The sequence below is a fragment of the Pseudomonas sp. NPDC090203 genome (assembly GCF_044746765.1).
GTDB lineage: Bacteria > Pseudomonadota > Gammaproteobacteria > Pseudomonadales > Pseudomonadaceae > Aquipseudomonas > Aquipseudomonas putida_AD.
In genome coordinates this window covers 116,429-129,108 of record NZ_JBIVCV010000011.1, presented here as the reverse complement: position 1 = coordinate 129,108, position 12,680 = coordinate 116,429, and the positions used below count along the sequence as shown (strand labels likewise).

The following is a 12,680-nucleotide window of genomic DNA, read 5'->3' as shown; positions in this document are numbered from 1 at the left end:
CGATGATCGCTGCGAAGGCGGGGGTCAGTCTGGAAGATTTGAGCAGCGGCGGCGGTAGTCCGCAGGCGTCATCCGGTAAGCCCGCTGGAACCAGCGGCCCAGATGGCTCTGGTCGGCGAAACCCAGCGCTGCGGCGACGTTCACCGGCAGTTCGCCGCGGGCCAGCAGATGGCGGGCACGGGTCAGGCGCAGTTGAATCAGGTAGGCGTGGGGCGCAAGCCCAAAGGCGCTCTTGAAGGCACGGCTCAGGCGAAAACGGTCGACGCCCGTGGCCAGCGCCAGATCGTCCAGGCCAATGTCCTGATGCAGGCGGCTGTGTAAAAAGTCCCGTGCCCGTTGCGCCACCAGTGGCAGGCGAGGGTCGGGGCTGATCCGCGCGCGCCAGTGCAAGTGCCCGGTCAGGTTGGCCAGCAGGTTGTCCAGCGCGGTCTGGCGCACGATGCGCAATTCGTTGCTGTGCATGGCCTCGAAGGCATTGGCCGTGGCAATCGCCAGGCGCGGGTCATCGGCCAGGGTCGCGGCGAAACTCAATTGCGCGTTGTCCGGCGCCTCCTCGAACTGCGCGCGCAACTCGCGCTCCAGCCAGTGTGGGTCCAGGTACAGGGTGCGGTAGGTGAAGCCGTCCACTTCCGGGGCGTTGCCGTCGTGGATGTCCCCCGGCTCCAGCAGGAATACGTGGCCGGGCGTGCTGTTGTACTGCTGGCGCCGGCAGTTGAACTGCTGCACCCCTTGCTCGGTGATGCCGACCAGGTAGCTGTCGTGCCAGTGCGGATCGTAGGCATGCCCCTCGAAATGCGCGCGCATCGTCTCGATGCCGGACGTGGCGTCCTGCTTGAGATCGATCCAGTTGCGTTCGGGCATGGGGGTTCCTTTCACGTTTGAACGTATGACACCCCACCCGTAGCAGCACGGCTTGCCGGCGGGGGCGTCTGACCTGCCAGCATCGAATACGGGCCGATCACTGCCTAGCTTATCGGCATGGGGGCGTTGGGTCTGGAAGATTTGTGCATGCGGCGACCGAATGCAATTTCCAACTCAAGAACATCGGCGCTCGTTCGGCCGTTCCCGCTGGCAAGCCATGCTGCTACACGGACGTGAACCCCCGTTGCGGACTATTCTTGTTACAAACCCAACCCCCCTGCGCATTGCTCCGTCATGCGCTTGGGGCGAACCTACGCCTTCGATCGCCATCAAACACCGCATGTGTCACCCAATCGACAGCAGGTAAATGATGAACAGTTTTCTGCGAGGCTTCGCGATCTTCCTGCTCGGCGGCTTCCTGAGCGTCGGGCTGTTGAGCATCGGGCTGGTCCAGGCCGGTGAGTTCGCGCCGTTCCAGTTGGCCGCAAGCTCCAACAATCAGCCGGACAACGGCGCCATCCGCCGCGCCAACCCCAACAGCCGTCAAGGCACCGAATCCATTTCACCGACGATGCGTGGTCCCAACCTTGGGCCTTCCCAGGCCCGCCCGCCAACCCTTGAGAACGGCGGCATCCGCAACGGCTACCCGACCCGGGAGCAGTCCCCCAGGCCCACGAACGGCGGGACCCAGCGGCCCTCCAACTGAATCGGCAACACCCTTTTTTCGACAGCCAGAGTCAATTTTCCAGCCAAAAGGAATCGCCCATGTTGCGTAAGAACATTTTCCCGGGGACCCTGCTTGCCAGTGTTTGCGCATCGGCGTTGCTGAGCCTTTCGCTCAACGCCGCTGCCGCCACCTATCAAAGCGAGGAGGGCACGCTGACCGTCGATGAGGTAGTCGGCGGCCTGCAGCATCCCTGGGCCGTGGCCTTTCTGCCGGGTAACAAGGGCATGCTGGTGACCGAACGCACCGGCGCCCTGCGGCGGGTGACGCCCGAAGGCAAGCTATCAGCGCCGATTTCTGGCGTGCCCAAGGTCTGGGTGCAGGGGCAGGGCGGATTGCTGGATGTCGAGCTGTCACCGGATTTTGCCAAGGACCGAATGGTCTATCTGACCTACGCCGAGGCGGCCAGCGATGGCAAGACCGGCGGTACGGCGGCCGGCCGCGGACGCCTGTCGGATGACATGACCAGGCTTGAAGGCTTCACCCGCATCTTCCAGCAACAGCCAAAACTGTCGGTGGGCAACCACTTCGGCTCGCGCATCGTTTTCGACCGTGACGGCTACCTGTTCATCGCCCTGGGCGAAAACAACAACCGGCCCACGTCCCAGGATCTGGACAAACTGCAGGGCAAGGTCGTGCGTCTCTACCCTGATGGCTCGGTGCCCAAGGACAACCCCTTCGTCGGCCAGAAAAACGTGCGCCCGGAAATCTGGAGCTACGGCCACCGCAATCAGCAAGGCGCCGCGCTCAACCCCTGGACCGGGACCCTGTGGACCAACGAACACGGCCCCATGGGCGGCGACGAAATCAATATCATCGAACGCGGGGCCAACTACGGCTGGCCCATTTCCACCTTCGGCATCGACTACAACGGCCAGCCTATTCCCGAATCCAAAGGCAAGATCGTCGAAGGCGTGAAAAACCCTTTCCATGTGTGGGAGAAGTCCCCGGCCATCAGCGGCATGGCTTTCTACAACTCGGACACCTTCAAGCAGTGGGACCATAACGTGTTCATCGGCGCACTGGCCGCCGAGGTGCTGATCCGCCTGGAACTCAAGGATGACAAGGTGGTGCACGAAGAGCGCCTGCTGGGCGAGCTCAAGGCCCGCATCCGCGATGTGCGTCAGGGGCCGGATGGCTACCTGTACGTGCTGACCGATGATGACAGCGGCAAGCTGTTGAAGGTCGGGTTGGCGAATTAGTACCCAGCCCCGAAAGATGTCAGTCGGCGCACGCCTGCGCCGACGCTGGCACATCGAACACCCGGTCAAAACCCCACTGAAACACCAGCGCGTAGAAAAAGAAGAACACGAACAGCCCAAGGTCGGTCACCAGTGCCGCCCACCAGGAAATGTCCAGCCACCAGGCCACCAGTGGCACCAGCAGCACCACCAGTCCGCCTTCGAATCCGAACGAGTGCAGCAAGCGCCGCGAAAGGGTGCGGGTGCGGCTTTGTTGCCGGGCTTCCCAGAATTCGAACAGGTAGTTGTACAGCACATTCCAGATCAGCGCGCTGGCCGACAGCATCACTGACAGGGCGCCGGCGTGGGCGAGCCCGTCGTCGTAGATCAGCGAAAGGGTCGGCGATAGCACCGCAATCGCGATGGCTTCGTACAGCACCGCCTGGACCAGCTTTCGGGTGGGGCCTTGCATGGTTGACTCCTGAGGGTGAGGGTTTGCATGTCGGCCACGCTACCGATCGGTCGGGCGTTCGAAAAATGAGATAAATTGAACCCGCTTCAATTCATTTCATGCAGGGAGCTTGCTGTGTTTTCCAACCTTCCGCTCAACGCGCTGCGCACCTTCGAGGCGGCCGCGCGGCTGGGCAGTTTCAAGGCGGCTGCCGAAGAGTTGTCAGTCACGCCAGCGGCGATTTCCCATCAGGTCAAAACCCTTGAGGCGTGGCTGGGCGCGATGCTTTTCGAGCGTTCCGGCCAGGGCGTGGCGCTGACGGAGGAGGGCGAGCAGCTGTACCGCCAGACCCACCGTGCGCTGCTGGAAATCAGCCGCAGTCTGGAAAGTTTCTGCCCGGAAACAGCCTCCCAGACCCTGACGATATCGACCACGCCGGGCCTGGCGGCATTGTGGCTGATTCCCCGGTTAAGCCGCTTCTATCGGGCGTTTCCCCAGTTCAATGTGCGAATCGACACCCGTAATGAGCTGGTGGACCTGCTGCGTGATTCCAGCATCGACCTGGCGATTCGTGCGGTCAGCCGCGACGACCCGAATCTGTATCGTGCGGAATTGATGAGCGAGCGCTTTGCGGTCTATGGCGCGCTCGATCTTCTGGCCTCGCTCAACGGCGCAGAAGTCGAGTTGATTGACCTGCGCTGGCAGATTCCCGGTGCCTATGGGGTGAACTGGCAAAGCTGGTGCGCGGCGGCAGGTTGCGAGCAGTGGCTTGCGACGGCGCGAATGCGCGAGTTCGACGACGAACACTACGCCCTTAGCGCGGCGGTCGCCGGCCACGGGCTGGTGCTGGCGAGCAACGTGCTGGTGGCGGACAGCTTGCAGCGGGGCGAGCTGGTGGGGTACCGGCCTGAGATCAGCCTGCCAGGCCCGCGTTACATCGCCGTATGCGTGCCGGGGCGCGAGCGCGATCCGCAGGTCAAGGCGTTTCTGGCGTGGCTGGCCGAAGAAGCGGCCGCCACCCCCCTCAACACCTGACCTGTAGGAGCGCGCTTGCCCGCGACGGCGTCATATCTGACACATTTGCGGCGCCTGACACGCCGCATTCGCGGGCAAGCGCGCTCCTACAGGCAGACCGTGGCGATCATTCAATAGGCGGTAGTCTTCAGGGCCTGCGCGGCAGCAGGCTCGGCACCGCATGCATCAGCGCATTGATCGCAAACCCGATGAACATCACCCCGCACAGCCGCGTGATCGTCAGCTCATGCCGTTGATACACCGCACGCACATGGCGGGCGCCGACCACGCCGACGATGATCCCGTACGCTGCGATCCCGCCCAGGGTGCTGATCAGGATCAGCAACGGCAGCATCGACCAGTTGAGCAGGTCGGCGCGGCTGGAGAGCAGGGCGGTGAAGGTCGCCACGGCCACCGGATACGCCTTGGGGTTGGTCAGGCCGAACATGATTCCGTGCCAGAACGGATGCCGCGACGGCGCCTTTTCCTCTGTCTCGCTGCTGCGCTTGGCGCGAATCGCACGCCAGCCGAGCCAGAACAGAAACAGCCCGCTGATGATCCCCAAGACATCAAATGCCGTGGTGCCGATCACCCGCGCACCGATGATCGCGGCCAGCGCCGTACTGCACCAGATCACATCCCCTAGCAGATGTCCGCAGAGAAAAGCCGCGCCCGCGCGCCTGCCTCTGGACGCACCGATGCCGAACACCGCCAACACGCCGGGCCCCGGCGAGATGGCATAGATGAAACCAGAAGCGAGTACGGCAAGCAGCAGCGACGGGGTCATGGCAGGCGTTCCTGATGGCGGGCATGCGAGGTCAATTCCCGAGTGTAGATGAGGGGATGACTAATTTTCGAGATGTTTCATACGTTTATGAAGGTTGTATCGCAGTTGTAAAAAGTCGGTGCAGAACGTAAAACATGCGCCCACAAAAATCCTGCCGGAGCTGTACCTCAGATGACCACCCCACACCGACCTGCCGCAGGCTTCACGCGCCGCTTGCTGCCCCTGAGCATCGCCTTCGCCTCGCCGTGGCTCGCCGCTCAGGAGGCCGAGCCGCTGACCCTGGATGCGGTCAAGGTGTCGGGGGAACAGGCGTCGGTCTATCAGGCCGAAAATGCCTCGGTGGGAGGGTTCGCTCCGGCGCCATTGCTCGACACGCCGGCGTCGATTTCGGTGTTCACCGAGCAGCGCCTGAAGGATCAGCAGGCCAAATTGTTGAGCGAAGTGCTGCGCAACGACGCCTCGGTGGGCGACAGCTACGCGCCGATTGGCTACTACGAAAACTTCGTGGTGCGCGGGTTCTCGCTCAATGCCGCCAACAGCTACCGGATCAACGGCCGCAGCATCACCGGCGAGCAGAACGTGGCGCTGGAAAACAAGGAACAGGTCGAACTGCTCAAAGGCTTGTCAGGCCTTTCCAGCGGCGTGTCGGAGCCTGCGGGCGTGGTCAACTACCAGACCAAACGACCGGCCGATGTGCGCTCGGTGACGGTGTCCACCAATGAGCACGGCGAGCGCTATCTCGCCACCGACGTGGGCGGCTGGTTCGGCAGCGAGAAACAGTTCGGCCTGCGCGCCAACGTCGCCCATGAGGACATCCGCTCCTACGTCGAGCACGCCGACGGCAAACGTGATTTCGCTTCCCTGGCCTTCGACTGGAACATTAACGAGCAATCCACCCTGCAACTGGACGCCGAATACCAGACCCGCGAACAGCGCTCGGTCCCGGGCTATCAACTGCTGGGCGGCAGCGAACTGCCCCACGACGCCTCGCCGCGCAAACTGCTGGGCTACCAGAGCTGGTCGAACCCGGTGGGCATCGATTCGTTGAATCTGAACGGCCGCTATGAATACCGCTTCAACGATGCCTGGAAAGCCAGCCTCAGCGCCTCGCGCAGCCGCGTGGTGATCGACGACTACAGCGCGTTCGCCTACGGCTGCTATTTCCAGGACAACTGCCCTACGACCCCCATCAACGGGCATTTCACTCCGGACGGCGGTTACGACATCTATGACTTCCGCAGCCCTGACGACACACGCCGCAACGATGAAGTCGAGGCGTCCATGACGGGGTTGTTCAACACCGGCTGGCTCAAGCATGAGCTGACGTTCGGCACCAGCGCGTTCCGTCGCACGGTGGATACGCGGCCCTATTTCAGCGAGTTTGTCGGGACTGGCAATATCCATGAAACGCCGCCGGCCCTCGCGCCGTCGGACTTGCCGGTGGGCCATACCGAACGGCGTCTGGACAGCCGCCAGTACGGCCTGTTCGCCACCGACCGGATCAGCTTCAACGAGCATTGGCAGACGGTTTTGGGTGGTCGTCAGGTGCGCCTCGATGAAAAGGCCTACAACGAAGACGGCAGCGACAATCGCCACACCCAGCGCTCGATCTTCCTGCCCCAGGCCGCGCTGATCTACAAGCCGGTGGACAATGTTTCGCTCTACACCAGCTACAGCAAAGGCCTGTCGCTGGGCGGCACGGCGTCGGTGTTCGACACCAATATCGGTGAAATCCTCGCGCCGACGATCTCCCGTCAACTGGAGGCCGGGGTCAAGTACGACTGGCAGCGCATGAGCTTCACGGCGGCGCTGTTCCAGACTCGGCAGGCCTATCAGTACTCCAGACCCAATGACGACGGCAGCCTGACCTTCGTGCAGCAGGGCGAGCAGAAGAACACCGGGCTTGAGCTGAGCGCCAACGGCTGGCTGACCTCGCAATTGCAGGTGTCGGCCAGTGTTGCCGCCATCCGCGCGCGGGTGGAAGGCAGTGGCACCGCAGCCTATGAAGACCATCAGGCGATCAACGTGCCCAAGTACCGGGCCAGCCTGTCGGCGGACTACAGCCTGCCGATCCCGGGCCTCGCACTGCTGGGCGGCATGCAGTACAGCTCCAGCAAATACGCTAACCGCGAGGGATCGGTGAAGGTCGACGACTACGCCGTGTTCAACGCCGGAAGCCGCTACAGCACCAAGCTCGATGGCTACGACACGGTGTTCCGGCTGACTGTCGACAACCTGTTCGACAAACGCTACTGGCGCGACGCAGGCGAGTACCTGGGCGACGACTACCTGTTCCTCGGCGCACCGCGCACGGCAAGGCTTTCAGCGACTGTGAGTTTTTGACCTACCCGGATGCATCACCGCCTGACACGACGCCCCCGCCGGCAAGCGGAGCGCCGCCCGGCCGGGCTGCTACGGACTTCGGGCGTACCCATTATCCGGGTTCACCTTGGACCCGTAGCAGCACGGCTTGCCGGCGGGGGCGTTGGCCCAGACGATACATTTCCACCCCTTCCCACCGCCCCATCCAGAGAGCATCATTTCCAGACGCTCGAAGGCTGTGCAGGGACAGGCCGTCCCTGGTGTTCTTTCTGATGGAGCAGCAAGATGATCGAACTCAAACCCGCGCAAATCCCCGACATTCCCCTGTTATGGTCCTTGCGCACCCGCGCCGTGCGGCAGGTCTGCGCCAGCCATTATTCCCCCGAACAGATCGAAGTCTGGAGCGATTCACCGCCCCCTGAATCCTACCTGCGCCTGCTCGCCACCGGCTGCGGCCTGGTGGCGCAAGAAGACGGCCAGTTGCTCGGCTACGCCATCCTTGACCGGCAAAGCGGCGAAGTCATGGCGCTCTTCGTGGAGCCCGACCAGCTAGGGCGGGGCATCGGCAAGCGCCTGATGCAAGGGCTGGAAGCGATTGCCGCAGAGGAGCATTTCAACCGGCTCTACCTCTATTCCTCCCTCAACGCCGCCGACTTCTACCGCGCCATGGGCTTCGTCGCCGTGCGCGACGAGCCTTACGCACACCCCAGCGGCATCACCTTGCGTAGTTTGTATATGGAGCGGGCGCGAACTACTGGCTAACGCAAGCACCGTAGCAGCACGGCTTGCCGGCGGGAGCGGTGTGTCAGCAAGTGATGAGTCGCCTGATACGACGCCCCCGCCGGCAAGCCGTGCTGCTACGAGGGGTTATGAATTCAACCAGATGGCATCCCAGAGTGGATATTGCCGCACGCTGGCAACCAATCCTGCCCTCACGGGATTCATCACGATATAGCGCGAGTGGCTTCGAAGATCTTCCTCCTCGCGCAAGGCGTGTTCATGGAATCCCTTCTGCCAAAATTGCCCGCTTCGTCCCATTCGGCGATTGATGCCCAAGGTTGACCTCGACTTGAAACGTGCCACCGCCGATGACAAATCGCCTCTCTGCAATTCCATAAGCCAATGGATGTGATCGGGCATCACCACCCAGCACAAGGACCGCGCGGTGCCTTCCTCTTCGGTTTGCCGCAATGCTTGAACCACGGGGTGGCCACTGGGCCAATCCTTGAATACTGGTTGCCGGTCGGTTACCACGACGGTGACCATGTAAATCCGCCCCGGCTCCGAATATCGGTTCGTACGAAGAAAATGGCGCCGTCTCGCTGGTGTCTGCATCCCTTTGCCCCTGAAACGCAAAAAGTCACCCTATCCACCCCTGCAACTGACTGCACGCCTGACTATTTCACAACATATGTCCCCCCGTAGCAGCACGGCTTGCCGGCGGGAGCGGTGTGTCAGGCGACTCATCACTTGCTGACACACCGCCCCCGCCGGCAAGCCGTGCTGCTACGTGATTGAGTAGTGTACGAAGCTGCGCTGGCTTGCTACCGTCGGCAGGTCTCTTCGCAGGGAAATCGGGCCATGCCAGTCGAGTACCCGTTGCACCGCTTCATCCAGGATGGACGGCCGCTGCAGATCAACGCCCAGCCGTTGCAGGCGAGCACTGATGACGTGCTGCACCGGTATCGCGAAGGGCAGTTGTGGGCGGTGAAGCAGGGGGTGATCACTGCTGAGCTGGACACCGGCAGTTGGGTGGTGCCCGCCCGGCGTATCGGCTGGATCCCGCCCGGCGTCGCCCATGCGGCGCGGGTTCACGCGGCCGCCAGGGGCTGGATGATCTACCTGCGCCCTGACCTGTGCCCACTGTTCCCGAGCACGCCGACGGTGTTCGACATGACCCCGCTGGCCGCCGCGCTGCTGGAACGCATCGACGGCTGGCAGAAAGGCCCGGCCGAGCTTGCGCCGCCACAGCACCGGCTGCTCGATGTGCTGTTCGATGAACTGAAGATTTCCCCTGCCAACCCGCTGTTCCTGCCTATGCCCAGCAGTCCGCATCTGGTGGGCATGACCCTGACCATCGTCGCCGACCCCGCCAACAAGCTCGGCCTGGATGACTGGGCCCGGCGAACGGGCATGTCTCGGCGAGGCCTGACCCGGCACTTCCGGGCCGAAACCGGCATGTCACTGGTGCAATGGCGCATCGTCGCGCGGATGAAACGGGCGCTGGAACTGCTGGCCCAGGGCGACACCGTCAGTCGCGTCGCCCAGCGCCTGGGCTACGACAGTGTCAGCACCTTTATCAGTGCCTTCAGTGCGCAATTCGGCATGACCCCCGGCGCTTATGCCCTGTGATGTGACGCAAGTCCGGTTGTCTGCCAGCCGCCCCAATGGCGCAAGCTTTGTTATCCTGCGCGCCTTTGTCGCACCTAACTGCCGATTCAACCTGCCAAATGGGGTCTTTCATGACAGCCATTCTTCGACCACGTCCACAACCGATCAGCCGGGGCGACTATAAGACCCTGGGCCTGGCGGCGCTGGGCGGGGCACTGGAAATCTACGATTTCATCATCTTCGTGTTCTTCGCCCTGACGTTGAGCCAGCTGTTCTTCCCGCCGGAAATGCCCGAGTGGCTGCGTCTGCTGCAAAGCTTCGGGATTTTCGTCACCGGCTATCTGGCGCGCCCGCTGGGCGGCATCCTGATGGCGCACTTTGCCGACAAACTGGGGCGCAAGCGCGTCTTCAGCCTGAGCATCATGATGATGGCGCTGCCGTGCCTGCTGATCGGCGTGATGCCGACCTACGCCGACATCGGTTACTGGGCGCCGCTGATCCTGCTGGCACTGCGCATCCTCCAGGGCGCGGCGGTGGGTGGCGAAGTGCCCAGTGCCTGGGTGTTCGTCGCCGAGCACGCGCCCAAGGGCCATCGCGGCTATGCGCTGGGGGTGCTTCAGGCCGGGCTGACGTTCGGCTACCTGATCGGCGCACTGACCGCGACCTGGCTGGCCAAGGTCTACAGCCACGCGGAGATCCTCGATTTCGCCTGGCGCATCCCGTTCCTGCTGGGCGGGGTGTTCGGCGTGATCGGCGTCTGGCTGCGTCGCTGGCTGAGCGAAACCCCGGTGTTCATGGCCTTGCACGCCCAGCGCGAAGGCATGACCGAGCTGCCACTGCGCTCGGTGCTGCGTGAACACCGCCAGTCTCTGCTGCCTGCGGCGCTGCTGACCTGCGTGCTGACGTCCGCCGTGGTGACCTTGGTGGTCATCACGCCCACCGTGATGCAGCAGCGTTTCGGCATGAGCCCCAGCGACACCTTCGGCCTGAGCAGCGTCGGTATCGTGTTCCTGAACATTGGCTGCGTGCTGGCCGGCATGCTGGTGGACCGCATCGGCGCCTGGCGCGGGGTGGTGCTCTACAGCCTGTTGCTGCCGGTCGGCGTTGGGCTGCTGTACGCAAGCCTGGTCATCCAGTGGCTGCCGGTAGGCCTGGCCTACGCGGTGGCGGGGCTGGCCTGCGGCATCGTCGGCGTAGTGCCGTCGGTCATGGTCGGACTGTTCCCGGCGAATATTCGGGTGTCCGGCATCTCCCTGACCTACAACATCAGCTACGCACTCTGGGCCAGCACCACGCCGCTGGCGTTGATCGCGCTCATGCCGTGGAGCCCGTGGGTGTGCGTCGGCTACTGCGTCATCATGGGCGCCGTTGGTTTGTTGACCGCAATGTTCTTCGGCATGCGCCGTGGCATGCAGGTGGATGACGTACTGGCTGTCTGCCCGGACAACTGACCGTCGGGGCGTCATGGAGCGACGCCCGATCCACAACTACGCTTGGCCGACCGCTACCTCAATAGTCGTCGGCGAGTGTGGGAATGAGCGATAACTCCAATAAGAAAGATCTCGACACCGCGTCAGCCACACGCCAGGTGGTCGAAACCCTCTATCGCCAGGAATCCCGTCGGGTGCTGGCGACACTGATTCGTCTGCTGGGCAATTTCGAACTGGCCGAAGAAGCCCTGCAAGACGCCTTCATCGCGGCGGTCGAGCAGTGGCCGCGTTCCGGTATTCCGGAGAGCCCGCGGGCCTGGCTGGTGTCGGCCGGGCGCTTCAAGGCCATCGACAGCCTGCGCCGCCGGGCGCGTTTCGACGCCTCGCTCAATGAAATGGCCCGGCAACTGGAGCAGCGTTTCGGCGACGATCGCAGCGAAGTCGACGAGGTCGAGGATGATCGGCTGCGGCTGATTTTCGTCTGCTGTCACCCGGCCTTGAGCCCCGATGCCCAGGTTGCGCTGACGCTGCGTGAGGTCTGCGACCTGACCACCGAAGAAATCGCCAAGGCGTTCCTCATCACCGCCACCACCGTGGCCCAGCGCATCGTGCGCGCCAAGAACAAGATTCGCGATGCCCATATCCCGTACGAAGTCCCGGCGCTGAAAGAGTTGCCCGAGCGGCTCGACGCGGTATTGCGGGTGATCTACCTAGTGTTCAACGAGGGCTATTTCGCATCGAGCGGTGAACAACTGACCCGCAGCGACCTGTCGGCCGAAGCCATTCGTCTGGGGCGCCTGTTACTCGATCTGCTGCCGGAGCCTGAAGTCGCGGGTTTGCTGGCGTTGATGCTGCTGAGCGAGTCCCGCCGTGGGGCGCGGCTTTCCGCGCAGGGCGAGCCGATCATGCTCGACCAGCAGGACCGCAGCCTGTGGCTCCGGTCCTTGATCGAGGAAGGCGAGATGCTGGTGGAACAGGCCCTACGCTCAGGCAGGACAGGGCCCTACAGCGTTCAAGCGGCCATCGCAGCCGTGCACGCCGAAGCCGCACGGCCAGAGGACACCGACTGGCGGCAGATTCTCGGGCTCTATGACGTGCTGCTGCGCCTGGATGATTCCCCGGTGGTGCGGCTCAACCGGGCGATGGCCCTGGCCATGGTGGAAGGGGAGGCGGCGGGGCTGGCGCTGGTCGATCAGTTGCTGGACGACGGTGAATTGTCCGATTACCACCTGGCCTGGGCGGCGCGTGCTGATTTGTGTCGCCGCCTGGGGCGTTACGAAGATGCGCGCAGCGCTTACGGCAGGGCCATCGAGCAGGCGAACCAGGCGGTTGACCGGGCCTTCTTGCAGCGGCGGCTTGATGAATTGCCGGAGCGTGAATGACCGTTCGTCCGTTCGCTTGCGAGTGTGTCGATCTGCCGATACGTCATTCGACTACTTCACAAATGCCCCCGCCGGGCAGCCCGGGGGGGGGGGGGGGGGGGGGGGCGACCCCCCCCCCCCCCCCCCCCGGGGGGGGGGGGGGGGGGGGGGGGGGCGGGTATGGGGGGCCCCCCCCCACCGAAGGGGGGGGCCCAAAA

At 63.6% G+C, this 12,680-nt stretch carries 12 protein-coding genes; 8 read left to right on the top strand and 4 right to left on the bottom strand.

The features are described 5' to 3' along the window. Positions 1-24: 24 nt before the first annotated feature. Positions 25-861 carry an AraC family ligand binding domain-containing protein gene (locus ACIPO9_RS19645; RefSeq protein ID WP_400782909.1) on the bottom strand — a complete coding sequence of 279 codons (837 nt, stop codon included), beginning with the start codon at positions 859-861 and terminating at the stop codon, positions 25-27. Between the two features lie 370 nt (positions 862-1,231). Here ACIPO9_RS19645 and ACIPO9_RS19640 point away from each other — a divergent pair, with 370 nt between their 5' ends. After that, complete coding sequence (locus ACIPO9_RS19640) at positions 1,232-1,567, top strand: hypothetical protein (protein WP_274134265.1); 336 nt, start codon at positions 1,232-1,234, stop codon at positions 1,565-1,567. Positions 1,568-1,626: 59 nt separating this feature from the next. Beyond that, positions 1,627-2,787, top strand: a complete 1,161-nt coding sequence (locus tag ACIPO9_RS19635; protein ID WP_400782907.1) for a PQQ-dependent sugar dehydrogenase — start codon at positions 1,627-1,629, stop codon at positions 2,785-2,787. A gap of 19 nt (positions 2,788-2,806) precedes the next feature. Here ACIPO9_RS19635 and ACIPO9_RS19630 read toward each other — a convergent pair whose 3' ends face one another. Next, a complete protein-coding gene (locus ACIPO9_RS19630) occupies positions 2,807-3,238 on the bottom strand; it encodes a PACE efflux transporter (RefSeq protein WP_274134263.1) in 432 nt (143 codons plus the stop codon). 114 nt (positions 3,239-3,352) lie between these two features. Here ACIPO9_RS19630 and ACIPO9_RS19625 point away from each other — a divergent pair, with 114 nt between their 5' ends. Next, positions 3,353-4,252, top strand: coding sequence for a LysR substrate-binding domain-containing protein (locus ACIPO9_RS19625; RefSeq protein ID WP_400782905.1), 900 nt, complete (start codon positions 3,353-3,355; stop codon positions 4,250-4,252). Positions 4,253-4,379: 127 nt separating this feature from the next. Here the strand turns inward: ACIPO9_RS19625 and ACIPO9_RS19620 are convergent, their stop codons facing one another. Continuing rightward, a complete protein-coding gene (locus tag ACIPO9_RS19620; protein ID WP_400604337.1) occupies positions 4,380-5,018 on the bottom strand; it encodes a LysE family translocator in 639 nt (212 codons plus the stop codon). A 171-nt stretch (positions 5,019-5,189) separates the two neighbouring features. Here ACIPO9_RS19620 and ACIPO9_RS19615 point away from each other — a divergent pair, with 171 nt between their 5' ends. Further along, positions 5,190-7,361: a TonB-dependent siderophore receptor gene (locus ACIPO9_RS19615; protein WP_400782902.1), complete on the top strand. Its 2,172-nt coding sequence runs from the start codon at positions 5,190-5,192 to the stop codon at positions 7,359-7,361. 264 nt (positions 7,362-7,625) lie between these two features. Continuing rightward, a complete protein-coding gene (locus tag ACIPO9_RS19610) occupies positions 7,626-8,102 on the top strand; it encodes a GNAT family N-acetyltransferase (protein ID WP_274134259.1) in 477 nt (158 codons plus the stop codon). A gap of 105 nt (positions 8,103-8,207) precedes the next feature. Here ACIPO9_RS19610 and ACIPO9_RS19605 read toward each other — a convergent pair whose 3' ends face one another. After that, positions 8,208-8,675 carry an REP-associated tyrosine transposase gene (locus ACIPO9_RS19605; RefSeq protein ID WP_400782901.1) on the bottom strand — a complete coding sequence of 156 codons (468 nt, stop codon included), beginning with the start codon at positions 8,673-8,675 and terminating at the stop codon, positions 8,208-8,210. A gap of 246 nt (positions 8,676-8,921) precedes the next feature. On the opposite strand from ACIPO9_RS19605, the gene ACIPO9_RS19600 reads away from it, so the two are divergent. The 3 genes from ACIPO9_RS19600 to ACIPO9_RS19590 all read left to right on the top strand — a co-directional run bounded on the left by ACIPO9_RS19600 (position 8,922) and on the right by ACIPO9_RS19590 (position 12,483). Further along, positions 8,922-9,692 carry an AraC family transcriptional regulator gene (locus ACIPO9_RS19600; protein ID WP_400782899.1) on the top strand — a complete coding sequence of 257 codons (771 nt, stop codon included), beginning with the start codon at positions 8,922-8,924 and terminating at the stop codon, positions 9,690-9,692. Between the two features lie 110 nt (positions 9,693-9,802). Continuing rightward, positions 9,803-11,122: an MFS transporter gene (locus tag ACIPO9_RS19595; protein WP_400782898.1), complete on the top strand. Its 1,320-nt coding sequence runs from the start codon at positions 9,803-9,805 to the stop codon at positions 11,120-11,122. A gap of 83 nt (positions 11,123-11,205) precedes the next feature. Next, positions 11,206-12,483, top strand: a complete 1,278-nt coding sequence (locus tag ACIPO9_RS19590) for an RNA polymerase sigma factor (RefSeq protein ID WP_400782896.1) — start codon at positions 11,206-11,208, stop codon at positions 12,481-12,483. Positions 12,484-12,680: the final 197 nt, after the last annotated feature.